The organism is Streptomyces sp. NBC_00258 (genome assembly GCF_036182465.1).
Taxonomy (GTDB): domain Bacteria; phylum Actinomycetota; class Actinomycetes; order Streptomycetales; family Streptomycetaceae; genus Streptomyces.
Genome location: NZ_CP108081.1, coordinates 10891778 through 10917653 on the forward strand (window position 1 = coordinate 10891778; position 25876 = coordinate 10917653).

Genomic DNA, 25876 nt, shown 5'->3' on the forward strand with positions numbered 1-25876 from the left:
CACTCGCGCCGCGAAATTGTCTGAAGTGGCGACAGGGGACTGCCGGACAATGCCCTGACCGTGAAGGCTGAGGTCATGGCGGGCCGGTGCGAACCACGTGGACGTACGGGGGAGCACGGGGGAGCGTTCCACGATGCCGGCCCGCCGACGCCGGACGGGGGACAGTGCCGGGCGAGTGGGGTCCCGGGAGGCCGGGTCGGGGGAACTCCGGCCTCCCGGGACCCCACAGCGAGGGCCTAGTGGGCGAGCGGACCGACGCGGGCCTCTCCGTACGGCACGACACGGACCGGGCCCATCAGCCCGTACGCCTGCCGTGCCAGGCCGCCGTAAACTCCGGGATCGCTGATCCGCAGCCGGTTGGCGAGCGGGGTCGCCACCTCGACCTCGATGACGTTCTGCCCGCGGCGGAGAAGTCCACCGAGGTCCGACACCGGGTGGATCTGGTCGACCGGGTCGAGGCGGTGGCCGTTGACGGTGACCCGGCAGGTGTCGGTGACGCTGCCCAGTTCGAGGCGTGCGCCACGGCCGCCCGTCCAGGCGTCGCCCAGCGTGACCGTGGCGCGGTAGCGGCCGATGCCCGAGACGTCGGCGAGTTCCGGGATCTGCGACCAGGGCACCAGGGCGTCCAGGGTCAGGTCGTGCTCGACGACGGTGGTTCTGGTGGCCGTTGCGCCGGGCCGCCAGTCCTGTACGCGCAGGCGCCAGGAGGTGAGTTCCGTCGGCTCGGGGATGCCCTTGAAAGACGTACGCACCGTACGTCCGTGGGACAGCTCGGTCCGGTACGTGCCCGCCCTCGTGGCGCGGACGGTGAGTCCGGCGTCCGTGAAGCGCACCTCGTCGGCCTCGCTGCCGACCGCGTGCGGACGGCCGCCGTTGCGGTCGCCGAAGAGGCCGGGGCGTCCGATCGCCACGACGAGGGTCTCCGCGGGCTGGAGAGCGACCCGCACGGTGACCGTGTCGCCGTCCTCGGTGTACCGGGCGATGCGCTCGGCTCCGCCGGTCCACGGGTCCAGCAGATACGGCACCCCCTTGGCCGTGGTGCGACGCAGGGTGACCTCGTGGTCGACGGCGGCCACCGGCGGCTTCACGGTCTCGGCGTGCTTGCCGTTGCAGAGGTAGTAGTAGTCGACGCCGTCGGCCACGCGGTGGGCGTTGAGGAGGGTGGAGGCGGTCGCGTATCCGGCGTCGGGCCGCACCCCGAGTTCCGTGAGCGCGGTCGGTACCGCGGTCTTGTCGGTGACGCGACGAACCCGCGGCTGGGCGAGCAACTCCACGACGGCCGAGCGCAGTTCGTCGGTCTCGCCGCTGTCGGGGAGGCCGGACGGCACGACGGTGTCCCACGCTCCGAGCAGCACGATCGGCAGTCCGGCGCGGGTGAGCCGCAGCAGGGCGCGGGCGTCCCGCAGGGCGAGGGTCACCGTGGAGCCGTAGAAGAAGTCGCCCTCGACGAACAGGGCCTTGTAGGCCGGACCGTCGGGCGCGAGGCGTCCCCGGCGCACGGTGGCGGCGGGCAGGTCGAGCAGCGGGCCGCTGAGGAACTGATGGGTCCAGCCCAGGGTGATGCCCGTGGCGGTGAACCAGGAGGCGCCGATGCCGGTGGCGGTGTAGCCGGTCTGCCGGAACACCGCCACATCGGCTCTGGGCCGACCGGTCTGCAGCACCTGGTGCACCCGCCCCAGGTAGCCGGAGACGTCCGGCACGTGCTTCCAGGTGGGATGGCGGGGTCCCCAGGACTCGCCGTAGCCGGCCGTGCCCTTGTACGGGGTGAAGGCCGCGTATCCCGGCCAGTTGACGCCCGGCAGCTCGGCGTAGGAGAAGCCGTGCACGACGGTCTGGTTGACGCCGGCCGCGTAGGCGCCGCCCATGGTGCGCAGGAACCGCTGCCAGGTGGTGCTGTAGGCGCTGCCGGAGTAGGCGCCGGCCTCGCACGAGAGCACGGTGTGCCCCGCCATGTCACGGCCGCCGGCCAGACAGCGGTAGTCGTCGAGGTTCTTGAAGCCCAGGGACTCGCCCTCTGCGATGTCCAGGATCGCGGCCGAGGCGATGGCGTCGGTCTGCAACCCGTAGGGCTGGGAGCGCAGTTGGAGCCCGAGCGAGTGCGCCCAGGTGCGCAGCGCCCCGACGTGGTGCTTGTTGAAGAGAGTGGAGACCGTCTCCCAGAAGTCGTGCCGGATCTGGCGGGTGGCGGCGGCTTCGAAGGCGAAGACCTGGTTGCTGTTGTCGAGGACCACGGCGGGCAGCAGCGGCAGCAGGGAACGGCCGGTGTGCTCGCGGAACGCGTCGGGCAGCCCCGGCGTCCACTGGAGTCCGTCGGTCTCCAGCTCGATGGAGTCCTCGAAGAGCGCGCCGCCGGAGACCTTCAGCAGGCGGCGGATCGCCGGCGTAAGGAGGTGGGCCTCCCAGAAGTCGGTCACCGCGCGGGTGCCTGCCGTGCTGAAGTGGTCGACGACGTAGGAGGGCGGATCGGTGTGCGGGCCCGCCTCCGGTGTCTGCCCGGAGCCGCGCACCCAGTAGGCGATCAGGACCCAGGTGCCGTCGTCGGGCGCGGTCCAGCCGATCGTGCCGTCGGAGACGGTGGAGGTGAGGTCGCGGACCGATTCCTGGTCGAGGCCGGTCTCCTTGCGGGTGGAGTTCGCGGTGTTCACCCGCGCTGCCTGCACCAGGAGCAGCCGTTGCCCGGTGACGCCGGAAGCCGCCTCGTGGACGGGCTCGGGGACCGGGCCGGAGTGGGTCGTACCCGGGGCCAACGTGACGACCCCGTGGGCGAGTTCCTTTACGGCGGCCTCGCTGTCGGGGGTGATGCCGGGCACCGCCGCCGGCCACGCGGGGCCGACGGTGAGATCGATGGTGAGACCGCGCCGGGCCGCCTGGCTCAGCGCTGCCTCGACACCGGCGACCCAGGAGGGGCTGCCCCAGCCGTGGCGCTCGGTGTCCAGCACCGACGGGTCGGCGACGCTGTGGTGGACGGCGGCTATCTCGGCGCCGCCGAAGCCCGCGTCGGCGATCTGGTCGATCTCTCGTCTGATCTCGTCGGGGCGGACCAGGCCGTCGGGCCACCACCAGCGGAACTTGGGCCGCACCGAGAGGCCCGGCTCGGCGAAACCCGCAGAGCCCCCAGCGACAGAGGCGGCCGCGGCACTCCCGGGCCCCGCCCAGGTGAGCGCACCCGCCGCGGCCGTCGTAGCTGCGGCGGCGAGCAGCGTACGGCGCGCAATGCCCGTCCGGTGAACTGCGGTGAGGTCGTCCATGGTTCCTGTCACTCCCGGAGGGCAGCACGAAGAGACCCCCTGAGGGGCCTGCCGGTTGAATCGTTTTAATCGCTGCGAAAGTAAGTCTCTCGATCAAGAGGCGTCAAGAAGCGTGCACGACGCAAATTCCTGAGGAGAGCCGGCCGGGGCGGCGAGACGTTCGCCCGTGGCCCCGTGGCCCCGTGGCCCCGTGGCCCCGTGGCCCCGTGGCCCCGTGGGCCTACCGGCGGATGTCCTCCACCTCGCCGAAGCCGTCCGTCCGGCTCCAGCGCAGCCGGGTCAGCCATTCGGTCGAGTTGCGGCCGAAGGTCAGGTGCTCGTTGTCGCCCGACGCCTCGACCTTCTCCCAGCCGTCGAACTCCTTGGTGAGTTTCGTGTCCCACGTCGACAGGTTCTCGGTGCCGACCGCGGCGATCGACTCCATCGGCGGTTCACCGTCGGAGCAGTAGGGACCCCAGTTCGCGATGGCCGCGACCGTACCGTCGAACGCCTTGAGCGTGATGCTCTGGCACGGATCGGACTTGGTCGCGTGGACCAGCCGGGGCTTGCTCCACGCCCCGCCCGCGGTGTCCTGGTGCTGCTCCATGAGCCCGCGCTTGGAGGCGTAGTACATGCCCACGCGGCGCCCGTCGGCCCACTCGATCTCCTCGACGAAGCGAGCGTGCGTCGGCGAGGGGCGGGAGGTGGGGGAGGCCTGGGCGCTGTCAGGGCCGGGCGAGGCGTCCCCGGCCCCCGCTTCCGTGCTCCCACAGGCCACGATGGCCCCCAGCAGTGCCGTCACCCCGGCAAACGCCGGCAGCCGGACTCCGTGTACTCGTCGCATGTCTGTCTCCCGGACCTGACCACGTCAGGCGTCGTACGAATGGCCCAGGTGAACACGACGGCTCACCTGAAGACATTGTCCGCGTCGTCCCAGGTGTAGGGATCAACGGTCGAGAGATTACGGGGGACTCGCGAGGACGACTGGTACATGGCCTCGATCTCGGCGGCGTAGCGCTGCGCGATGGCGTCCCTGCGCAGCTTCATCGAGGGGGTGAGCATGCCGTTTGCGAGGTCGAACGGTTCGGAGAGCACGCGGTACACGCGGATCGACTCCGAGCGCGACACGGTGCTGTTGGCCGCCGCGACGGCGCGCTTGACCTCATCGCGCAGGGCGTTCTCCTCACGCATCTCACGGTCGTGCACCTCGCCCGGTATGGCGAGGACCGAGCGCCAGTGCGCCAGGAAGTCCGGATCGAGGGTGATCAGCGCTCCCACACAGGGCTGGTTGTCGCCCACGACGACCGCCTGATGGATGAGCGGATGGACTCGCAGACGCTCCTCGAGAGCCGCGGGAGCCACGCTCTTGCCGCTGCTCGTGATGACGATGTCCTTCTTGCGCCCGGTGATGCTCAGATAGCCCTCGCTGTCGATCCGGCCGATGTCGCCGGTGGCCAGCCAGCCGTTGAACAGCGCGGCCCGGGTGCTCGCCTCGTCGTTGATGTAGCCCTGGAAGACAGAGGGTCCCCGCACCAGGATCTCCCCGTCTTCGGCGACGTGGACCTCCATGTCGGGCAGGGGGCGTCCGACGGTTCCGAATTTCTCCCGGCCCACCGGCTGGGCCGTAATTCCTCCGCTGGTTTCCGTCAGTCCGTATCCGTCGTGGACGAAAATCCCGATTCCCGAGTAGAAGAGGGCGAGTTCACGGTTGAGGGGCGAGCCGCCCGACACCGCGCCGCAGACTCTGCCGCCCAGCGCCGAACGCAGTTTTCGGTACACCGTCTTCTCGTAGAGGGCGTGTTGAAGTCGCAGATCGAAACCGGGGCCCGGACCCGTTCCAAGCCGGTGCCGCTCCGAGGCCGCGGCGAAGTCCCGCGCCGTGCGGACCGCGCGCTCGAACAGGGCACCGCGGCCCGCCTCCTGAGCCTTGCGCAGGAAGTTCTTGTAGATCTTCTCGAAGACGGACGGCACGGCGTAGAGGAACGTGGGGCGGAAGGACAGCAGGGCCGCGGACAGCGTCTCCGCGCGCAGATCGGGCACATGTCCCATCAGCATCCCGCCGCGCATGCACAGCCCCTGGATCATGAGGCCGTACACGTGCGAGAACGGAAGGAAGGCGAGGATGGCCGGCTGCTGCCCGGGGGGCGCCACCGTGTGGCCCCAGCCTGCCAGCAGGGTGTCGCAGGAACTCGCCAGGCTGCGATGGCTCAGGGCGCATCCCTTGGGGGGTCCCGTCGTACCCGAGGTGTAGGCGATGACCGCGGTCGAGTCGGGCAGCACGATCCGGCGCATCGACTCGACGGTGGTGACAGGCACCGACCGGCCTTGCTCCATGAGGTCGGTGAGGGCTCCGGAGTCCAGCTGCCAGACGTGCTGCAGGGTCGGCAGCGAGGCGCACACGGAGCCGACCGTCATGATGCCCTGCTCGTCCTCCACCACGACCGCGACGCAGCCGGCGTCCTTGAGGATCCAGCCCACCTGCTCGTGGGACGACGTCGGATAGATCGGCACGATCTCGGCGCCCACCGACCAGAGCGCGTAGCTGAGCACGGTCCACTCGTAGCGGGTGCGCGCCATGACGGCCACGCGGTGGCCCGGGAAGATCCCGGCCGCGATGAAGCCCCGGGCCACGTCCACGACTTCGTCCCGCAGCTCGACCGCGGCCACCGGTTCCCAGGCCCCCGGAGCGGCGTCCGAACGGCGGGCCAGCTGAGACAGGGTGGGATCGCGTTCCGCCGTCTCGAAGAGACTGTCCGCGAGCCCTCCCTGCATCAATGGCGGAGCCGGTCTGACAACTTCCAAGGGGTGCATGTGCCGCTCCAGTAATCCCGCGCAGAGCGCCCCTCCGATGGAGTCCGGAATCGAGGCGTTCGAAATCTAGCCCACGGCGGCGATGGGCGTAGCACGAACCGTCGAACGCCTGGCTTGATGTCCTTTCAGGGAAGAGTGGTTCAGGTGGTGCCGAGCCACTTCAGCCCGTCGAGCAGGAAGCGGTTCTGGGTCGCACTCGCGAACGTGGACGACAGCGGGGTGTTGGACGCGTAGTCCATCGCGTTGTGGCCGAAGTTCGCATAGAGCATGCGGTACTTCGCGTTCGTCCACAGGATCGGGTAGTACCCGCTGTACCAGGTCTGGTTGGGGTCCGTGCCCAGCGGGAAGCTGCTTGCGTCGACCGAGGCAAGGATCTTGATGTCCGGATTCCGTCGCAGGTCGTTGGACCAGCTGTACCACTCGCTGACCGACGAGGTGAAGGTGGCGGGCAGGTTCCTGGTCGAGGCGTGCGTGCGGTCCTCGGTCCGCAGGACGGCGGTCGTGGGACCCCAGGTGTTGGACCTGAAGTTCCCGCTGCCGAGGAACTGCTGGTGGTACCAGGGCCACTTCTGCGCCTCGGTCGTGAACGCCGAGACGTGGAAGCCCAGCCAGCCGCCGCCCCCGCGCATGTACCGCTCGAAGCCCGCCCGCTGATTGGTGGTCTGCGGCAGTTCGTCGAGGAACAGCACGACCTTGTACGCGTTCACGCCCCCGTTGGCCAGGAGGTTCCAGTCGGTGCTCGACGTGTAGGTGAAGCCGTTCTCGGCGGCCCGGGCGGGGAACCACTGGTTGGCCTCGCGCACGAAGCTGATGTGCGCGGCGTCCCACGTACCGCTGTAGAGGGCGAGCACCTTGAACGGGGCCGCGGCCGTGGAAGCCGCCTGGGCGGGAGGCGCGGCGAGGCCCAGCAGCGTGGCCAGCAGTACGAGGACCCGCAGTGCGACGCGCACCGGACCGGAGGATCTGATTCCGAGCATGGAACGTTCCTTCCTGTTCACGATCACGGGCCTGTTCACGGTCACGGGTGGTTGGCGTGGGTGGCGAGGAGCGCGGGTATCCGACGGCCGGGTGATCTCGGCGATCTGAGCACGGATTCTCCTGTGCGAGTGTGGGGGGTTGGGGAATCGCTGTTCATCAATGTGAACGCTGAGCGCATGCGTGGAACCTTGGCGATCGGTGAACCTAAAGGTCTGAACCAAGCTCGTCAAGATCTGAAGCAAAGGCAGCAAGAAATCGCTCGAAGCCCGCAAGGAGTTGAAGGCGCTGCCCCGGGAGGACCCGCCTGGGGAGCCGCCGGGCAGCAACCGGGAAGCCGTCGGGAGAGGGGCGGACCGTTCTCCCGTGGACGGGCGGTCCGCCGTGCCCGTCACTACGATGAAGGAGATCGTGGCGCCGCCCCAGCGGGCCGCGTGCGAGGGGGCCGACCGACGTCAGGAGGGCCGCCGTGAGCACGATCGCGGTGAAGTCGGCCCGGTTGCGGGGCGGGCTCGTCCTCCCGTATGCCGAGGCGGGCTATCCGGAGGGCCTTCCCGTCGTCTTCGTGCACGGCCTCGCGGACTCCTGGTGGACGTTCGAGCCGCTGCTCCGGCAGCTCCCCGCCGCGGTGCACGGATACGCACCCACGCAGCGGGGCCACGGCGACGCCGAACGGCCCGCCGACGGCTACCGGCCGGAGGACTTCGCGAACGACCTGGTGGAATTCCTCGACGCGGCCGGCATCGGCCGGGCCGTGCTGGTCGGGGTCTCGAGCGGCGGGGTGGCCGCACGGACGGTCGCCGGCAGCCATCCCGACCGGGTCGCGGGCCTCGTCCTGGCGGGAGTCCCCGCGACGCTCGCCGACAAGCCCGCCGTCACGGCTCTGTGGGAGAGGGTCCAGGCCCTCGAGGACCCCGTGCCGCGCGCCTTCGTGGAGGACCTGCTCGGCGACCTCACGTCCCGGCCGCTGGGCCGCGGACTCATGGCGACGATGGCCGAGGAGAACCTCAAGGTGCCCGCACGGGTGTGGCAGGAGACCATGCGCGGCCTGCTGGAGGCCGACCTCGCCGCGACGCTGAGGGGAATCCTCGTACCCACGCTCGTGCTCTGGGGCGACGCGGACAGCGTGCTGCCGCGCGCGGACCAGCAGCGGATCCTCGACGCGGTCCACGGCTCGACCCTCGTCGTGTACGAGGGCGCCGGGCACCTTCTGTACTGGGAGGAGCCCGAACGGGTCGTCCAGGACGTCGTCGGTTTCGCCGCCCGGGTCCTGCCGGCCCGCCCCGACGGCGACGGTCCCGGCAGGGCCGAGAGGCCGCCGTCCCCGGGCGACGGGGGCGGGCCTTCCGCGTGACGTCAGGTCAGGCGATGGGTCAGGCGTTGGGGTCGAACGCGATCCCGGACGGCTTGGCCGAGGACAGGTGCGAGTTGAACGTGCTGTCCTTGATACCGAGCGTGGCGCTGCCGAAGTTGTACGCCGTCAGCGTGTCGCGCACACCGGCGGGATAGCCGTTCCAGCCGACCAGCGGCGGGTACTGCCAGGTCCCCTTGTGGTTCTCCGGCGGCTCGTCGCCCGAGGTCGCGGCACGGAAGCAGTGCGTGCTGATCCCGTCCTTGTGGTAGACGATCTTCGGGTGCGTCCCGTCCCAGCGGATCGCGGAACGGTTGTGGACCGTGAACGAGCCGTGGTTGGAGGTCGAGACGTACTGGGCCTCGTTGTTCTGCACCCAGACCACGACGTGCTCCCAGTCGTGTCGGTGTCCGCCGATGCTGCTGCCGGCCAGGGCCTGGTCCTTCTCGAAGTAGAGGGCGTACACGATCGCGCACCAGCCGTTGTTGCACTTGGAGCGCGAGTAACCGTTGGTGTTGTCGAGGTCCGAGGCGTCGCGGCACTGGCCGTTGAGGGCGCCGCTCGGGTTGAGGCCGCCGTTGACGGTGCCGTTGGGGCCGATCGCGGGCGTCGAGTAGCAGCCGTCGGTGTCGTAGTCGTAGGCGGGCTGGAACGTCTGGTCCAGTCCGTCGGCGTTGGCGGGCAGTGCGCCGGGCGGGGCCGCCAGGGCGGTGGACGGGAAAGCGAGGACCAGAGCGGCGGCGCCCGCGAGGACGCCGAGTGACCTCCGGCGCAGACGCCGGGATCCGGAAAGCTTCGATGCGGGTCTGCCGTTCAAAGTGTCCTCCTGATCGGCCCTGTGCAGGCCAACGCCCTTTGTGACATGTGCAGTTCAGAGTCCCGGCTTTTCACTCGCGTGCCAAGAGGTCGCAGGCGTCACATTGGTTAAGGACCGCCCAACACTTGGGCCCCGCGTCGGCAAAGAGCGCCACGGAGGGTGGGGTTGATGGGAAGGTGGGCCCCATGAGCGCGCCGCGGATCACCGGGCTCGACGGTGACGAGCACACCGCGCCCGACCTGCCCGCACCGAAGGCAACGGGCCGGTGGCCAGGCCGATCCGAGGGACTCAAGCGCTTTCTGCGGCACCGGCGTTCGCTGTACGTGCTGGCCGTGCTCGCGCTCCTCGCCCAGATGGCGGTCGCGATGGTCACCACGGCCGTCGAACAGACCCCGACCATCGACGAGCCCGTGTACGTGGCCACGGCCGAGGTCTACCTCAAGGAGCACAGCCTCCGTTACAACCCCGAACACCCGCCCCTGGGCAAGCTGATCATCGCCTCCGGGCTGGTGTTCACCGACGCGCACCTCGACTCCGGCTTCGTCGGCAGCCAGTCGGCCCTGGGGCGCAGTGTCCTGTACGAGTCGGGCAACGACCCGGAGCGGCTCCTGCTGTGGGCACGGCTCCCGGTGATCGTGCTGACGCTGCTGTTCGGGCTCGTCGTCCTCGCGTTCGCCCGCGATCTCACCGGCCCGGCGGGCGGGTTGCCGGCCCTCGCCCTGTACGCGTTCTCGCCGGACGTCATCGCGAACGGATCGCTGGCCACGCTCGACGTCCCCGCGGCCGGCTTCCTGCTCACCTCTGTCTGGCTGCTGTGGCGCGCGCGGCAACGGCCGTACCTCTGCCTCCCGCTCGCCGGGGTGGCGCTGGGCGCGGCCGTGGCAACGAAGATGAGCATGCTGGCGGTGGTACCGGTCCTGATGCTGCTGGCCGTCCTGTCGTTCTGGTACGCCCGCGGGACACCCGGGCTCGGGGCACGCGAACGGATGCGGATCCTCGCGTACGGTGCGGCGGTCGCCGTCGGCATGGCGCTCGTGGCGGTCGCCGTCGTGTGGGCCACCTACCTGGTCGTCGACCCACGGCTGCGCTGGACGCAGCCCGAGAACGTGCCGGACATCCGCGGGATGCGCGGCCGGGTCGCCGCGTGGCTGCCGTTCCCGGAGGCGTACCGGGACGGCATGCGCATCCAGTTCGGCTTCGAGTACGACATCTGGCAGGGCTTCCTGTTCGGCAGGCTGTACGAGGGCTCGCTCTGGTACTACCTGCCGGCCGCGCTGCTGGTGAAGACACCGCTCGGCATGCTCGTCCTGTGGACCGCCGGCGCCGTCGCGGTCCTCGCGCTGCGTCGGCTGCGGCCCGCGGCACCGTACGTGCTCGTCCCCGCGGGCCTGCTGCTGGCCGTGTCCATGAACGGCGCACGCGACCTCGGCGTCCGGTACGCGATCTTCGTACCGATGTTCGCGGCGGTCGCGGCCGCCGGTGTCACGCTCCTGCGCCGCCGGTGGGTGTACGGCGCGACGGCAGCGCTGGTGTGCTTCGTGGCCGTCAGTTCACTGCGGACGTTTCCGTACTATCTGCCGTACTCCAACGAGGCGTTCGGCGGGCCGTCGAAGACCCATCTGCGTCTGCACGACTCGAACGTCGACTGGGGCCAGGACCTCGGCCGCCTCGCCGACCGCCTCCAGCGCGACCACCCGGGCGAACGGGTGTGGCTCGTCTACAAGGGCGCGGGCGTGCCCTCGTACTACGGAATCAACGAGGCCAACCCGCTGAAGGCTCCGCTGGGCGAGGTGCACGGGTTGCTCGTCGTGTCCAACTCCTCGGCGGCCAAGGCCGACGGGCGGCTGGCCGCACTGCTCGACACCAGCACACCGTTCGACGAGGTCGGCCACTCGATCACGCTCTACCGGCGGCGCTGAGCACCCAACTGCCATGGGGGACTGCGCCATTCACATCTGGCACGGTGGTCCAACCGGGTCACAGGTTACGACGGTATCTTCGATGTCATGACAACGCGTCGTACGAGGAGACGCGGCGGGGCCAGGGCAATTGTGCTGGCCCTGTTGTGCGTTCTGGTGGCACTGCCCGCGGGGAGCGGTGCCGCCCCCGACGCGGCCGCCGCACCCGAAGTGGCCGCCCGACCGAACGTCACCCCGGGCCACTATGTCGGCACCTTCAACATCTACGGAAACATCGGCCATCGAGGCGACGCCGGCGAATGGATAGAGGAAGAAGCCGACGCCATCAGGAACCTCAGGCGCGGCGGCATGGACCGCTGGCTCTTCATCGGCCTCCAGGAAGTCTGCAAGGCTCAAGGCGAGCGGTTCGCCCGGGAGTTGGGCCTGCGCAGCGCCTTCATCGACACCGGTACGGACTGCGCCGACGGCCAGCCGTACGGCAACGCCATCCTGTTCCACTCGGCCACGAAGATCCTGCCACCGGCCCTGCTGCCGAACCCGGACAACAGGGGCGGGGAGCGGGGCATCATCTGCGCCGTCGTGCGCGCTGCCGGACACCAGGGTTCCTCGGCGCGCCAAGTCACCGCGTGCAGCACACACTTGAGCGTCGGCGTCACGAAGGACGGTGAACGGGACGCCCAGACCGCGTTCATCCGCAACGGCTGGAAACCGGACGGCACGCGAACGCTGGGTGAGGACGGGCCGGTCGTCATTGCCGGTGACCTGAACGCCCCGCCCGACGCACCGGAGTTGGACGGCATGTACGACGGCGTCGAGGCGGGCGGCCCTCGCGAGTCCGGGCCGCCGTACGCCTTTCCGACCTACGAGGACGGCCGCAAGCTCGACTACCTGTTCGTGTGGGGAGATCGGGGCGCCGCCCGCTGGGCCGACACCGGCACCCGCCCGACCGCCCACTCGGACCACGACTTCTACTACAGCGAGTTGTCGATGGGAATCGGCTGAGCGGGGATCCGCGGCGCGGGCGAGTGCGCGGCTTCCGGGCGGTGGACGCCGCGCGGCCGGTAGCCCAGCCGGTCCGCCACACCCGCCAGATCGGCCAGCAGCCAGATGATCGCCAGCCACATCTCGGTGCCCTGGAGACCCGGGTCCCGGCCGGGACCCGAACCGCCCTCGCCGGGCGGGCCGAACCCGAAACCGGCCCCGTCCCGCCACCGTTCCAGCGCCTGGGTCAGCTGTTCCTCTGCCCAGGCCCGGGCCTCTGCCGCGCGGTGGCGGGTCTGCTGCCCGGCGAGCCACAACGGGTGCGCCACGTCCAGCACGTTGCACGCGTTCTGACGGCCCGCGGCGAACCAGCGCGGATCGACACCGTGGTCCAGCACGGTGTCCACCACGCGTTCCGGATACGGCACTTGCAGCCCGAACTGCGCGAACGAGCCCCGCGTCAGCCGGTAGTAGCCATTGACCAGTTGCAGCCGGCCCGCGGCGGGCGAGACCGCCTCGCCCCACATCCCCGTCCAGGGATCCCCCCGGGTGCCCAGCCAGCCGAACAGTGCCTCCAACGCGCCGGGCGCGCCCGCTTCGGCACCCAGTTCCAGGTTCCGGTGTGCGCCGGTCGCCCAGCAGTCCACCCACGCACCGGCCGACCACGCCCGGGTCCGCCACGGCAGCGAGTCCAGGCGCGCGACGAGCCGATCGGCCGTCATGCGCCGTACGACGTGGACCGGGTGGGCGAATCGGGAGCCCAGCAGGTCGAGCGCGTAGCCCACGGACAGCACGTGGTACTCCGCGGTTCCGTCGTCGATCCAGCCGTCCGACGCCGGGCCGGGCAGCACACCAGGACTGCCGTCCGGGGCGAGTTCGGGCACGAGTCCGCTGCCGGGGTCCTGCAGGGCGCGCAGCCGCTCGGCGTGTTCGGCGGCGGCCAGTTGCGGCGGATGTGAGCGCAGGAGGAGATCGGCGATCTCGACGGCGTCGCAGTGCGCGCGGACGGTCTCGGGCGCTCCGGGCCGGTCGCTGTAGCGGCCGGTGTCCGCGTTCCAGCCGCGGGCGAGGAGGTCGGCGGCCTGACCCCGGGCCCGGTCCGCGAACCGGGCGACGGCGTCCCCCGGGCCGCCTGCCGTCACCGGGCTTCCGGCGGAGGTGGACCCGTGACCGCGGCGGTCGCGCAGCGGGCGGGCCGGGTTCCCGGCGGCGACCGTCCACGGCGGCAGATCCTTGGTCACGACGGCGCCCGCACCCACCACACAGTGGTCGCCGATCGTCACACCGTCGAGGACGACGACGTTCGAACCGATCCACACGTCGTCGCCGACCGTGATGCCCTTGCTGGTGAGGGGCTGCCGGTGCACGGGCCGGTCGGGCGCGAATCCGTGGTTGAAGCCGAGCAGGGAGCTGTGGGCACCGATCCGCACACCGTCCCCGAGGGTGATGCGGCCCCGCACGGTGGCGTACGGATTGACCGTGCAGTCGGCGCCGGCCGTCACTTCGCCGGTGACGTACGCGTGCCCGGCGATGTAGGAGTTCTCGCCCAGACGCAGGACGTCGGTGAACACCCCGGCGGCGGAGGAGACGTAGCAGGACGGGCCGAAGCTCGCCCCGCCGGCGGCCAGTCGCCTCTGAAGCGCTGCCTGTGCGGCGCGCTGCTCGTCGGACGCGCGACGGACGAAGTCCCAGGGGCAGTAGTCGAAGTAGGAGTCGTCCACCGAGCTTTCCGAGTTCATCGCACGCGAGTCTAGAGAGCGCTTGCTGTACCGGCAATCCCACTGCCACCGGTCCTGCTGCCGGTCAGGGGCATGACGGTCGTGTCAGCGCGGGCGTCGGCGGGCCGGGCCGTACGGTGGCCACCGCAAGGCCGGACCCGTGAGACGAAACACCTGGTGGCGTGATGTGCTGGAGCGCGACGGCCGATCTCGTGGCGGGCTGCGGCATCGCCGCCGTCGGAGTCGCCTGCGTGGCGCGGACCAGCAGGGTCGGTGACCTTCCGCTGGCCGGGCTGCCGTTGCTGCTCGGGGCCCACCAGGTGGTCGAGTCCCTGGTCTGGCGCTCCGGGGGAGGCACGGGGCCCGCCACCGTGGCCTGGGCGGCGATGGCACTTCCGCTGCTGGCGCTGTGGGTACCGGTGGCCGTGCTGTGCGCGACGCCGCCGGGTGCCCGCCACCGGCTGGTGATCCCGCTCGCCGCCGGGCTCGCCACCGCGGCGACCCTCTCGTACAACCTCGCCACCCACTCCGTGACCGCCGATATCCGTGGCCACACCGTCGGATACGTCATCGATCTGCCGCAGGCCGAACTCCTCGTGGCCGGCTATCTGTTGGCCACGGTCGGCTCCCTGCTGCTCTCCGGCGACCGGATGCTTGTGCTGCTGGGCGTCCTGGTCGCCGTCGGCGCGGTGGTCTGCTGGGCGCTGTGGGAGCTGGAGTTCGTCTCGACGTGGTGCGCGTTCGCGGCGGTGTGCTCGGTGGTGATGTACGGCTGGGTGCGCGGGCGGTCCGCGTCACCGGGCGTTCCCCGTGTGTCGGCCGAACGGTGACGGCGACCCGTGGCAGCGGCTTGTCATGAACCGATGAGTTTCGGCGCGGCGCGCGGTCGGTACTGGCTGGAGGCGGTGAGCGCCTCGAACCGAGGAAGGGCAGTGCATCGTGAGACTGATTCTGCAGGAGTTCCTGTCGCTGGACGGCGTGGCGCAGGGCCCCGGGTCCCCGGAGGAGGACACCAGCGAGGGCTTCACGAGGGGAGGCTGGCTCGTACCGCACCTGGACGACGCGTTCATGCGGATCGTCACGGGCTGGCTCGACGAGGCGGACGCGTTCCTGTTCGGGCGCCGTACCTACGTCAACTTCGCGCGGGACTGGCCGAAGATGAACGACCCGGACGATCCGATCGGCACCAAGCTCAACGGCCTGCCGAAGTACGTGGCCTCGCACAGCCTGACCACGGCCGACTGGGATCCGACCACCATCCTCTCGGGAGATGTGCCGGCCCAGGTCGCCGAGTTGAAGCGGCAGCCCGGCCGCGAGCTGCAGATCCACGGCAGCGCTCGTCTGGGCGCGTCCCTGCTGGCCGCCGGGCTGGTCGACGAGGTGCGTCTGATGATCGCGCCGGTGGTCGTGGGCGGCGGCCGCCGGCTGTTCCCGGAGAACGGCGCGCCGTCCGGGCTGCGGCTCCTGCACAGCGAGACGACACCGAGCGGAGTGACGTCCCAGATCTACGAGACGACGGGCCTGCCCCAGTACGGGACCTTCGACTCCGGCGCGTAGGTCCCTGTCCGGCGGATCACCGGCAGGAGGGGCGGTCTCGCCCCACAGCCCGAGCAGCCGTCCCGGTCACAGCCATCCTCGGTGCGCGGCCTGCCAGGCCGGTTGCATTCGGGTCGCCCACGCCGGGAGCTCCATCATGCGCTGGACGTCACGCTGCACCGGGCGGCGGCTCAGGCCCAGTTGGGTAGCCGCCGCCGAACTGTTGCTGCCCGACGGCGTCGCCACGTACTGGGCCTCGCGGAACCAGAGCATCACTCGATTCCGGTGGCACAGGTGGGACATGGCGCAACAGGGACACCCGCGCCCGCCCCGGTCGCGCGGGTGAGTACGTGTCCCGCCGTCCTGAGTAGGTGAACTCATGCCCCAGCGAACCCACCCGAAGAGACTGGACGCAGTGGGGCGCCGGAGCGGCCGGAGCCTCCCGTACGAGGGAGCAAGACGATGAGTTCAGTCACCGGGGGCCAGACGTTGGGCGCTCCTTTCGGCACCTGGCCCGCTCGTCTGTATCTCGCGGTGTCCGCCGCGCTGATCGTCTGGCTGGCCGTGGTGTCGTCACAGCCTCAGGAGGACGCCTCCTTCGCCGCGGTGATCCCGATCCTCTTCACGGCCCCGACCAGCCTGTTGATCCTGGCGGTACCGGATGGATCGACGGCCTGGCTGTACGCCGTACTCGGCGCTTCCGCCATGGCCAACGCGTGGCTCATCGACATCGTCTGGCGGCGGCTCAGCAGCCGGAAGGGCTGACCGGAGGGGCCGATTCGCCCCTGCTGCGGCCGACGCCGTGATGCGTATGCTCGCCCGATGACCGGACAAGAGATCACACAGGGGAGCCACCAGGGCCTGCTCGCAGGCCAGGTGGTCATGATCACGGGTGCGTCCAGCGGTATCGGCGAGGCCGCGGCACGTCTGTTCGCGGAGGAGGGCGCGGCGGTCGTCCTGACGGCACGCCGCGCGGAGCGGTTGAACAAGCTCGTGGAGGAGATCGGCGCGATCGGCGGGCGGGCGCTCGCGGTTCCGGGCGATGTCGCCGTCGCGGCCGACGTCCGCCGCGCGGTCGAGGCGGCGGTGGAACACTTCGGCGGTCTCGACTCCGCCTTCAACAACGCGGGTTACGCCACGGTCGGAACCCTCCTGCACGAGACCGACGACGAGGTGTACGACCGCACGATGGACGTCAACGTCCGGGGCGTGTGGAACTGCATGAAGCATCAGCTGCCCGTGATGCTCGCGTCGGGCAAGGGCGGTTCCATCGTCAACACCAGCAGTACGGCGGGCCGTTACGCGACCGGAGCGTCCGTCCCGTACGTCGCGTCCAAGCACGCCATCCTGGGGATCACCCGCGCGGCGGCGTCCGAGTACGGGGACCAGGGCATCCGCGTCAACGCGCTTGTCGTCGGTACGACGCGCAGCGAGATGATCGACGAGGCGGTGCGGCAGTTCCCGGACCTGGAGCAGGCGTTCATCGCCCCGCAGATCCAGAAGCGCATGGCGTCGCCCCGGGAGATCGCGGAGGCGGCGGCGTGGCTGTGCAGTGGCCGCTCGTCGTTCGTCACCGGTGTGGCGATGCCGGTGGACGGCGGTATCTCGGCACAGGCCAAGGCCGGCTGAGCCCCACGGATCTGCCCGGCCCGCCTCGCCGTAATCACCAGCGCTGAGGTTCGCTTCCCGCGATCGGCGCCGACGGTTTGCCGTCCACGCCGACCGGGACCTCGCCCGCGAGCATCACCCGGTGCATGACCCGGGGGTGATCGAGGTGGGCCGTGTCGCTGGGAGCCAGGTGGATGGTGGCCCTGTTGTCCCAGAAGGCCACACTCCCCGGCTCCCAGCGGAACCGCACGGTGTACTCGGGCCGGGTCGCCTGGCCGAGGAGCATCTCCAGCAGCGGGGCGCTCTCCATGCGGGAAAGACCCAGGATCTGCTCGACGTAGTAGCCGTTGACGAACAGCACACGCTCACCCGTCTCCGGGTGCACCCGCACCAGCGGATGGTCGGAGGCGATCTGCCGGTCCAGCAGATGCCGTACGTACGCGTCGTCACCGGGTCGTGGCTGATAACCGACCCCGAGCCGGTGCTCCGCGCGCAGCCCGTCGACGAAGTCGCGCAGGGGCGCCGAGAGCCCGGCGTACGCGGCCGCCAGGTTGGACCAGGTGGTGTCGCCGCCGTACGGGGGCACGTCCTCCGCGCGCAGGATGGTCGCGGCCGGCGGATCGACGCGGGCGCCGTGGTCGCAGTGCCAGCCGCGCAGCAGCGAGTGTCGGCGCCTGCGCAGCCACTCGTCGTGGTCCATGCCGTAGCGTCCGCCGAGTTCCAGCCGGTCGGCCGTCGTCTCGACCTCCGGGAAGTCCGGGGGTGACGCGCTGCCGCGTTTCCCGAGGCGGACCGGTGTGCCGAACCGCCGGGCGAAGGCGACATGCGAGGTGTGGTCCAGGCGCTGCTCCCGGAAGAACACCACCTTCCAGCGCAGCACCGCCGCCCGGATCCCGGCGACCACCGCGTCGTCCAGTTCTCCGGCCAGGTCGACGCCCGTGATCTCGGCGCCGATGTGTCCCGCGACCGGCTTCACCTCGATCTGTGTGTCCCTGTCCGTCGTCATACGGGCTCCGTCGATCGCTCGTTCCGACTCGTCGCGGCAAGCATGACCCCTCCGTCCGGAGTGCGACAGTGCGCCTCGGGGGCGCGGCTCACGTCCGCGCGCGAAGGGCCGGGGCCCGGGCCGCCAGCGCGTCGAGCAGCAGGTCCACGGCCGGTTCGAAAGAGCTCTCGGCCATGGAGTGCAGTTCGCCCCGCACCGTGCTCAGCGCGGGATAGGACTCCGGGTCGACCGACTGGTAGGCCTCCGTCCACGCCCTCTCGTCGGCCTCTCGTTGCTCCCGGGGGAGTGCAAGACACGCGGCGTCCAGTGCCGCGTGACCGAGCACGGTGTCGATGAAGGCCAGGTAGAGACGGACGGCCTGGGCGGGCGGGAATCCCGCTGACAGAAGCAGACCCACGCCGGTCTCCACGGCACGGAACTCGTGCTCACGACGAGTGATGCGGTACGAGGCCATGGCGGCCGCCCGCGGATGGGCGAGGTATCCGGCACGTACCCGCATCGCCATCTCGCGCAGCGAGGCGACCCAGTCGGGACCCGGGGCGAAGCCGGTCATGGCATCCCCGATGATCCGGTCGGAGACGGCCAGCAGCAGGTCGTCGGTGTTGCGGAAGTAGCGGTAGAGCGCGCTCGGGTCGCAGCCGAGGGCCGCGCCGAGGCGGCGCACGCTCAGTGCCTCCGGACCGTGCTCGCCGATCAGCCGCAGCGCGGTCTCGGTGATGAGTTCCTTGGACAGCACGACGCCCGAGGCGGTGGGGCGACGGCGTCGGCGTTCCTGCGGGGCGCGGGTGGGCATGAGGGCGGATCCCTTCGCACGGTCGACGGGTCTCTGCGGGCTCAGTGAACGGCTCACCCCCGCCTTATGTCAACAGCATTGACGCAAGGTGTGCGGCCGTTGTTCCATCCTTCGCATCCCCACACGGCTCTTCCTCCCCGTCCCTCTCCCTCCTCGTGAGGAGCCCTGATGTCCTCCCTCGCTCCCGGCAAGTCCGCCCCGGACCGCCCGCCCGCCGAACTGCGCCGCTCACTCGGCGTCGTCGACGGTGTCGCCATCGCCGCCTCCAGCACGGCGGCCACCACCAGCATCGCCATCGGCATGGGCGCCATCGGCACGATCGTCGGGCTCCAGGCCCCGGCCCTGCTGCTCCTGGCGTTCCTGCCCGTCCTCGGCATCGCCACGGCCTTCGCCCGCCTCAACCGCTCGGAACCCAACTGCGGCAACGGCTACACCTGGGTCGGCAAGTCCCTCGGCCCCTGGCCCGGCTTCCTGGCCGGCTGGGTCACCCTCGTCGGCTCGATCATCTTCCTCGCCTACACCAGCGCGGTGACCGGCTCGGTCGTGCTGATCTTCGCCAACAAGGCCGGCCTGGACTCCCTCGCCGGGATCGCCCTCGACCCGACGTCCACCGCCGTGAGCACCGTCGTCGGCCTCGTGGTCCTCGCCGCCGTCACCGTCCTCGCGATCACCGGGGTGCGCAGCGCCACCCGGCTCCAGTTCGGCCTTCTGGTCTTCGAGTACGCCGTCCTGCTGGTCTTCTGCACCTGGGCCCTGGTCACCGGCCACCAGGACTTCTCCTGGGCGTGGTTCAACCCCTTCGAGATCTCCAGCGGTACGGCCTTCGCGCAGGGCATGGTCCTCGCGGTGTTCTTCTTCTGGGGCTGGGACGCGGCGTTCAGCGTCACCGAGGAGACCAGGAGCCCCGGCGACTCGGCACGCGGCGGGTTCATCGCCCTGTTCGCCATGCTCGGGCTCTTCATCTTCGCCTCGGTCGCCTTCCAGCGGGAGATGAGCCTGCCCGAACTCATCGAGAACGGCCCGCAGGCCCTGCCGTACCTCGGCGCCAAGCTCGCCGCCGAACCCTGGGCCAGCCTCCCGCTGCTCGCCCTGATGTTCTCGGCGGTCGCCTCCGTCCAGTCCTCCGTCATCCCCACCGCCCGCGGACTGCTCGCGATGGGCCGCGACCGCACGATGGGACCGGTGTGGACCCGTATCCACCCCAAGTACGGCACGCCCGCCGCCGGAACCGTCGTCGTCATGTCGATCGCCGCCGCCATCGCCCTGCTCGCCATGGCCATCCCCAAGCTGAGCGACATGCTGCTGGCCGCCGTCAACGCCATCGGCCTCGTCGTCGCCCTCTACTACGGCCTCACCGCGCTCGCCTGTGCCGTCCGCTTCCGCGCCGCCCGCCACGACGGGCCCCGTGAGGCATTGCTGGCCGTCGGCGTCCCGGCCGCCTCCGGACTGGTCCTGCTCGGCCTCGGCGGCTACCTCGGATACTCGTACCTGACCATGACGGACCACATCGAACTCAGCCCCGACAACGGCTGGTTCATGCTCTCGCTGCCCGTCACCATCGTGCTGAGCGGCCTCGTCATGGCGGCCGTCGCCAAGTACGCCCGCCGCTCGCCGTACTTCACCACCGGGCGCGGCACCGACGCCGACGCGCTCGCCCTCCCGATGGACCGCACCGCCGTCTGACCCCCTCTCCTCTGGAGCGTTGAACCCATGTCCCACCCCCAGGCCGCCGACCTCGTCCTCACCGGCGGACCCGTCCACACCGTCGACGCCGCGCGCAGCCGGGCCACCGCCGTGGCCGTGCGCGGCGGGCGGATCGTCGCCGTCGGCCACGACGAGGTCCACGAGCTGATCGGCACCGGTACCGAGGTCGTCGACCTCGCCGGACGGCTGCTGCTGCCCGGCTTCCAGGACGCCCACGTCCACCCCCAGGGCGCGGGCACCGAACTGGGCCTGTGCCACCTGAACGACACCGTCGACCCGCAGGAGTATCTGCGCCGGGTGAAGGCCTACGCCGACGAGCATCCGGACGCCGAGTGGATCACCGGGGGCGGCTGGTCCATGGAGGCCTTCCCCGGCGGCACGCCCACCGCCGCCCTGCTCGACACGGTCGTCCCCGACCGGCCGGTGTTCCTGCCCAACCGCGACCACCACGGCGCCTGGGTCAACTCCCGTGCCCTGGAACGGGCCGGCATCGACGCCCGCACCCCCGACCCGGCCGACGGTCGCATCGAGCGGGACGCCGACGGCAACCCCACCGGCATGCTCCAGGAAGGCGCGGCCCACCTGGTGTCCCGCCTGATGCCCGACCGCACGCCCGAGGAGCAACTCGCCGCGCTGCTGCGGGCCCAGTCGGTGCTGCACTCGTACGGGGTCACCGCCTGGCAGGACGCCATCGTCGGAGAGTTCGCCAACATGACCGATCCCACGCCCGCCTATCACGAGGCAGTCGACCGCGGCCTGCTCACCGCACGGGTCGTCGGCGCGCTGTGGTGGGACCGGAGCCGGGGCGGAGAACAGATTCCCGAACTCGCAGCCCGCAGGGAGGAGTCGAGCCGGGGCCGGTTCCGGGCCACCAGCGTGAAGGTCATGCAGGACGGCATCGCCGAGAACCACACGGCCGCCCTGCTGGGCCCGTATCTCACCGGCTGCGGCTGTGCCTCCGACAACTCCGGCATCAGCTTCGTCGAACCGGACGAGCTGACGAAGTACGTCACCGAACTCGACGCGCTCGGCTTCCAGGTCCACTTCCACGCGCTCGGCGACCGCGCGGTGCGTGAGGCGCTGGACGCCGTGGAGGCGGCCCGCGCGGCCAACGGATGGCGCGACACCCGCCACCACCTCGCCCACCTCCAGGTGGTCCACCCGGAGGACATACCCCGCTTCCGCGCACTGGGCGCGACCGCCAACCTCCAGGCGTTGTGGGCCGCCCACGAACCGCAGATGGACGAGCTCACCATCCCGTTCCTCGGCCCCGAACGGGCCGCCTGGCAGTACCCGTTCGGCGACCTCCTGCGTGCCGGAACCACCCTCGCCGCCGGTAGCGACTGGCCGGTCAGCAGCCCCGACCCCCTGGCGGCCCTCCACGTCGCCGTCAACCGTGTCGCCCCCGACGCGCCCGAGGGCACCCCTGCCTTCCTGCCGGACCAGAAGATCGACCTCGGCGCCGCCGTCGCCGCCTACACCGCGGGCAGCGCCCACGCCAACCACCTCGACGACACCACCGGCAGTATCACCGTCGGCAGACTCGCCGACCTCGTGATCCTGGACCGCGACCCCTTCGCCGGACCGCCGGAGGAGATCGCCGCCACGCGGGTGCTCCAGACGTTCGTCGACGGCCAACGGGTGTACGCGGCAACCGACGCATGACAGACCGGACTAGAGCCCCTCGGACGACTGCCAGTCCGAGGCCAGCAGGCCGAACAGCAGGTCGTCCGTCCACTCGTCCTTGATCCAACTGGCCTGGCGGAGAAGGCCCTCCTGGAGAAAGCCGACCCGTCGCAGCAGCCGGGCCGAGCGGTCGTTGCGCGCGTCGCACTCGGCGGAGACCCGGTGCAGCCCTCGGCGTTCGAAGAGATCGCCGAGGACAGCTCGTACGGCCTCCGTGGCGTAGCCGTGCCCCTGCCGGTCGCCGGCCAGGGTGAAGCCGAGCTCCGCCTGCATGCGGTTCTCGTGCAGGCAGACCCCGATGTCCCCCACCAGACAGCGGTCGGCCTTGAGCTCGATCGCGTACTGGAACCATCCCGGTTCCTCGGGAGACCCCGTGGCCAGCCCTCGCACCATCCTGACCGCCGAGTCCAGCGGAACCGGTGCCGTCCAGCCCTGGTAACGGGCCACCAGCGGATCGGACCGGTACGCGGCCAGCGGCGCCGCGTCCTCGGCACGGAACCGGCGCAGTACGAGCCTGGGGGTCTCCAGCAGCATGGCCCGATCGTCCCACGACCGCGATACGCACTCGGTTCCGCGGCGCCCGGGACGTCGGGCCGTGAACGGCCGGGGAATCAGGACACGTACGAGGCGTTCTGCGCCGTGGTCACCACCTTCTGGCCGTCGGCCTGGCCGAGAAGGCCCGCCGACACCCAGGAGTTCACCGTGCTCTGCACGCGCGAGACCAGGGCGGCCTTGGTGCCGAAGGGGGCGCCTGCCCAGATCTCGTCCAGGAACGTGGTGCCGTCGGCCCTGGCCGGGTTGGTGACACCGGAGTCGGTCGTGCCGAAGACCACCTTGGGCTCGGAGCGCCTGAAATAGGCGTGGGTCGGGTCCTCGGTGCCCTCGGAGAACGGGGCGAACTCCGTGCCGTTCAGCGTGTAGTGGAGCGGCTTGCCGGACACGGGGGAGAGGCTCGGCAGCAGGTCGCCGGAGAGCGCGGCGTTGCGGTAGAGCCCGAACTGCAGGTAGCTCGTACCGGCGTTGTGGGCGACCAGGTTGACCGGGCCGTAGAACAGGGTCTGCAGCCCCGAGTCGTCGAGGGCCTTCTCGGCCCGGGCCCGGAAGGGGATGGCGACCTTCACGACGTCACCGCTGCGCCAGGTCCGTGAGACGGCGAAGTAGCTACCGGCGACCGGAGTCCCGCTCACCGCGCTGCCGTTGACCGTCACCCGGAAGCCGCTCGTCGCCCAGGACGGCACGCGCAGCCGCAGCTCGAAAGCCGCGCTGCTGCCGCCGAAGGTGAGGGTGGAACCCTGCTCCCTCGGGTAGTCCGTGGTCTGCGTGACCGTGACGCCCTTCTCGGACCAGGTCAGGGTGGTCGGGCTGTAGAGGTTGACGTACAGCGCGCTCCCGTCGGCCTTCTTGAAGTACACCGAGTCCTGGTACTTGGTGGCGCTCTCCATGCCCGTGCCCTCGCAGCAGGTGGTGCCCTGCTTGGGGGTGTAGTCCCGGACATGACCGGGCGTCAGGCCTATGAAGTAGGTGACGAGCGGCTTCTCGGCGTCGGCCTTGTCCTGCTTGGAGCCGAGGACCTGGTTGTAGAGGGCCCGCTCGTAGTAGTCCATGTACTTCGGGTCCTGCTCGTGGAAGAACAGCATCCGGCTGAGCTTGAGCAGGTTGTACGCACAGCACGACTCGGCGGTGGTGTCGCTGATCGTCCCCGCGATGACACCGCGCGCCTTCCAGAACTCGGCCGTGCTGGTCCCGCCGATGCCGTACATGCGGTGGGGCACGACCATGCCCCAGAAGTTCTTCGCCGCGGTGAGGTACCGGGTCTCGCCCGTCGCGTCGTACAGCCGGATCAGGCCGGTGAAGATGGGGATGTGCTGGTTGGCGTGCAGTCCGTCGAGCGTGTCGGTGTTCGCGGCGCAGGCGTCGATGAGCTGGTCGAGGTCGAACAGCCTGGCCAGCGCGAGATGGTCGGCCTTGCCGGTGATCGTGTACAGGTCGACGATCGTCTCGACGATGCCGCCGAACTCCCCGCTGGAGAAGATGCCCCACATCCGCTGCAGGGTGGCTTCGGGCAGCTTGGACAGCCGGGAGTACATCCAGTCGCACATCCCGGACGCGAGGTCGAGCGCCCGCGCGTCGTCCGTGGCGAGGTACGCGTCCAGCAGGCCCTTGAGGATCTTGTGCGCGGTGTAGTAGGGCGCCCACACCTTGGTGTAGTCCGGGCTGGTCCGCGACTCCAGGTCGATGAACTGCGTCTCCGGATAGGCGGCGAGGAACCCGGCGTGGCTCGGCCCGCCCCAGGTCCGGCGCAGGGCGGCGGTCAGCCCACGGCCCGAGGCGTCGGCGAAGGTGCCGCCCGTGGTCTCGTCGAAGGTGTACGAGGCCAGGGTGCCGCGGCCCGCAGAGGAGGCGGCGGCGCGATTGCTCTGCAGCGACGTGATCTCGGCCGCGGTCAGCGCCCGTGACCAGACGTTGAACTCGTCGTAGACGCCCGCGAACACCGGGTCGTCGAAGTTCGAGCGGCCGAGCCAGTTGTTCGTGAGGGCGCCCAGGGACGACGGGTTGAGCGTCATCGACGTGTTCTGGGCGACGGAGGTGCCGTTGACGTAGAGGGTGCCGGTGGAGCCGGAGATCGTCACGGCCAGGTGGCTCCACTGGTTCAGCGGCAGCGCGGCGGTGCCGTTGAGTGCCTGTTCGCCGCCGGGCCCGTTGGTCGTGATGGCGAAGCGCGGTACGCCGCTCGCGTTGCGGGCGGCCAGATACATGTACCGGGTGTTGTTGTTGCCGAAGTCGAAGACCCGGGTCCAGTTGGCGTCGTGGGTGGGCTTCACCCACGCCGACAGGGTGATCGTCGCGGAGCTGTCGAGCACGGCGGCCGGCAGGTTGACGTACTGGTAGGAGCCGCGCACGTTCTCGGCGGCGGTGCCGAACTTCCCGGTGACGCTGAGCACCGCCGGGTCCTTGCGCAGGGCCGCGCGCACGTCGGTGAGAGCGCCGATCATGGTGCGGATCTTCTCGGCGTAGGCCTGGTCGCCGGTGCTCGCGTACGCCTGGGACAGCATGGTCAGGAAGTGCCCGGTGTAGTGGCCGCGGAGATTGCCGTTGGCCTCACCGTCCAGGCCCTCCCAGCCACCGGGGGCGACCGCGCCGCCGGTGGAGAGCCCGGCGTTGGCGCGGAACACCTGGAGCAGCCGGTTCACGTCGTAACCGCGGCCGTGGTCGAGCATCAGCTGGCGCTTGGCGGCGAAGACGCCCTGGCCGATCTTCACGTCCTTGAGCTCGAACGGCCGGAGCGTCCAGGAGGAGGGCGCGGGCAGCGTGGCCGCCGCGGCCGAACCGCCTCCTGCGGCATACGAGAACGCCGGGGTCGCCGTGGCGAACAGTGCGGCCTGGAGGAGTCTCCGTCTGGGGATGGCGGGGGCCATTCGTTCCTCGTCTCTGCGCGGGGGTCGGGACCGGGCGACGGGTGTGCGGAGGTCCGAGATGTTCGAAATACCGTACGGTGTGCGGAAGTTCGACCAAAACATAGATTTGGGGTGGGTGCACGTCAACGCTTCCGGCGCGTTCGGCTCCGGTTAATTTCACGCGAGGGTGCCTGTCGCGGCTGTAGCCCCCCGAGTCGTGTGCGGCTGGTGGAAATCCAGTGGTGACGATCCGTTGACTTCCGTGTGGTGCGGGCCTAGCTTCGGCGTCCCATCGGTTCGACAACCCGTGCAATGTTCGATATGTCGACCGTTCGTGTGTGCTGGGTTG

Annotated in this window: 19 protein-coding genes and 1 pseudogene; 9 read left to right on the top strand and 11 right to left on the bottom strand. The window is 70.5% G+C overall.

Translation table 11 applies throughout. The features are described from left to right. Positions 1-236: 236 nt before the first annotated feature. The 4 genes and pseudogenes from OG718_RS48365 to OG718_RS48380 all read right to left on the bottom strand — a co-directional run. A complete protein-coding gene (locus OG718_RS48365) occupies positions 237-3248 on the bottom strand; it encodes a glycosyl hydrolase (RefSeq protein ID WP_328847188.1) in 3012 nt (1003 codons plus the stop codon). A 220-nt stretch (positions 3249-3468) separates the two neighbouring features. Further along, on the bottom strand, positions 3469-4071 hold the full coding sequence (locus OG718_RS48370; RefSeq protein ID WP_306941906.1) for a hypothetical protein: 603 nt from the start codon (positions 4069-4071) through the stop codon (positions 3469-3471). A gap of 62 nt (positions 4072-4133) precedes the next feature. After that, positions 4134-6038 carry an AMP-dependent synthetase/ligase gene (locus OG718_RS48375; RefSeq protein ID WP_143642569.1) on the bottom strand — a complete coding sequence of 635 codons (1905 nt, stop codon included), beginning with the start codon at positions 6036-6038 and terminating at the stop codon, positions 4134-4136. A gap of 149 nt (positions 6039-6187) precedes the next feature. After that, positions 6188-7015, bottom strand: a pseudogene (locus OG718_RS48380) (ThuA domain-containing protein); the annotation flags it as partial. Positions 7016-7482: 467 nt separating this feature from the next. Between OG718_RS48380 and OG718_RS48385 the strand changes: the two are divergent. Next, positions 7483-8367, top strand: a complete 885-nt coding sequence (locus OG718_RS48385) for an alpha/beta fold hydrolase (RefSeq protein WP_328847189.1) — start codon at positions 7483-7485, stop codon at positions 8365-8367. A 19-nt stretch (positions 8368-8386) separates the two neighbouring features. Here OG718_RS48385 and OG718_RS48390 read toward each other — a convergent pair whose 3' ends face one another. Beyond that, positions 8387-9181 carry an NPP1 family protein gene (locus tag OG718_RS48390; RefSeq protein ID WP_143642566.1) on the bottom strand — a complete coding sequence of 265 codons (795 nt, stop codon included), beginning with the start codon at positions 9179-9181 and terminating at the stop codon, positions 8387-8389. Between the two features lie 185 nt (positions 9182-9366). Between OG718_RS48390 and OG718_RS48395 the strand changes: the two genes are divergently transcribed. Together OG718_RS48395 and OG718_RS48400 are read left to right on the top strand one after the other, a co-directional pair. Continuing rightward, positions 9367-11100: a phospholipid carrier-dependent glycosyltransferase gene (locus OG718_RS48395; RefSeq protein WP_443055290.1), complete on the top strand. Its 1734-nt coding sequence runs from the start codon at positions 9367-9369 to the stop codon at positions 11098-11100. Between the two features lie 87 nt (positions 11101-11187). After that, a complete protein-coding gene (locus tag OG718_RS48400; protein WP_328847190.1) occupies positions 11188-12102 on the top strand; it encodes an endonuclease/exonuclease/phosphatase family protein in 915 nt (304 codons plus the stop codon). On the opposite strand, the gene OG718_RS48405 is transcribed toward OG718_RS48400, so the two are convergent. Further along, positions 12072-13820 (bottom strand): acyltransferase, encoded by a 1749-nt coding sequence (locus OG718_RS48405; protein ID WP_328847191.1) that lies wholly within the window; start codon positions 13818-13820, stop codon positions 12072-12074. The two genes, OG718_RS48400 and OG718_RS48405, sit on opposite strands and share 31 nt — an antisense overlap. A 164-nt stretch (positions 13821-13984) precedes the next feature. On the opposite strand from OG718_RS48405, the gene OG718_RS48410 reads away from it, so the two are divergent. Beyond that, positions 13985-14629, top strand: coding sequence for a DUF6629 family protein (locus OG718_RS48410; protein ID WP_328847192.1), 645 nt, complete (start codon positions 13985-13987; stop codon positions 14627-14629). A 109-nt stretch (positions 14630-14738) separates the two neighbouring features. After that, entirely contained in the window at positions 14739-15356 is a 618-nt protein-coding gene (locus OG718_RS48415) for a dihydrofolate reductase family protein (RefSeq protein WP_328847193.1), read from the top strand. Between the two features lie 66 nt (positions 15357-15422). Here the strand turns inward: OG718_RS48415 and OG718_RS48420 are convergent, their stop codons facing one another. After that, on the bottom strand, positions 15423-15608 hold the full coding sequence (locus OG718_RS48420; RefSeq protein WP_260695667.1) for a hypothetical protein: 186 nt from the start codon (positions 15606-15608) through the stop codon (positions 15423-15425). A gap of 189 nt (positions 15609-15797) precedes the next feature. Between OG718_RS48420 and OG718_RS48425 the strand changes: the two genes are divergently transcribed. Further along, positions 15798-16100: an SCO4225 family membrane protein gene (locus tag OG718_RS48425; RefSeq protein ID WP_143642561.1), complete on the top strand. Its 303-nt coding sequence runs from the start codon at positions 15798-15800 to the stop codon at positions 16098-16100. 57 nt (positions 16101-16157) lie between these two features. Next, positions 16158-16964, top strand: coding sequence for an SDR family NAD(P)-dependent oxidoreductase (locus OG718_RS48430; RefSeq protein ID WP_143642560.1), 807 nt, complete (start codon positions 16158-16160; stop codon positions 16962-16964). 34 nt (positions 16965-16998) lie between these two features. Here OG718_RS48430 and OG718_RS48435 read toward each other — a convergent pair whose 3' ends face one another. Then, positions 16999-17949 (bottom strand): TauD/TfdA dioxygenase family protein, encoded by a 951-nt coding sequence (locus OG718_RS48435; protein WP_143642559.1) that lies wholly within the window; start codon positions 17947-17949, stop codon positions 16999-17001. Positions 17950-18037: 88 nt separating this feature from the next. Further along, entirely contained in the window at positions 18038-18742 is a 705-nt protein-coding gene (locus tag OG718_RS48440) for a TetR/AcrR family transcriptional regulator (RefSeq protein WP_328847194.1), read from the bottom strand. 168 nt (positions 18743-18910) lie between these two features. Here OG718_RS48440 and OG718_RS48445 point away from each other — a divergent pair, with 168 nt between their 5' ends. Beyond that, positions 18911-20425 (top strand): APC family permease, encoded by a 1515-nt coding sequence (locus OG718_RS48445; RefSeq protein ID WP_306941926.1) that lies wholly within the window; start codon positions 18911-18913, stop codon positions 20423-20425. Positions 20426-20452: 27 nt separating this feature from the next. Further along, the gene (locus tag OG718_RS48450; RefSeq protein ID WP_328847195.1) at positions 20453-22111 is read left to right on the top strand and encodes an amidohydrolase; all 1659 of its coding nucleotides are present in this window, start codon (positions 20453-20455) and stop codon (positions 22109-22111) included. Positions 22112-22120: 9 nt separating this feature from the next. Here the strand turns inward: OG718_RS48450 and OG718_RS48455 are convergent, their stop codons facing one another. Together OG718_RS48455 and OG718_RS48460 are read right to left on the bottom strand one after the other, a co-directional pair. Continuing rightward, positions 22121-22666 (bottom strand): GNAT family N-acetyltransferase, encoded by a 546-nt coding sequence (locus OG718_RS48455; RefSeq protein ID WP_328847196.1) that lies wholly within the window; start codon positions 22664-22666, stop codon positions 22121-22123. A gap of 77 nt (positions 22667-22743) precedes the next feature. Next, on the bottom strand, positions 22744-25548 hold the full coding sequence (locus OG718_RS48460) for a beta-L-arabinofuranosidase domain-containing protein (RefSeq protein WP_328847197.1): 2805 nt from the start codon (positions 25546-25548) through the stop codon (positions 22744-22746). Positions 25549-25876: the final 328 nt, after the last annotated feature.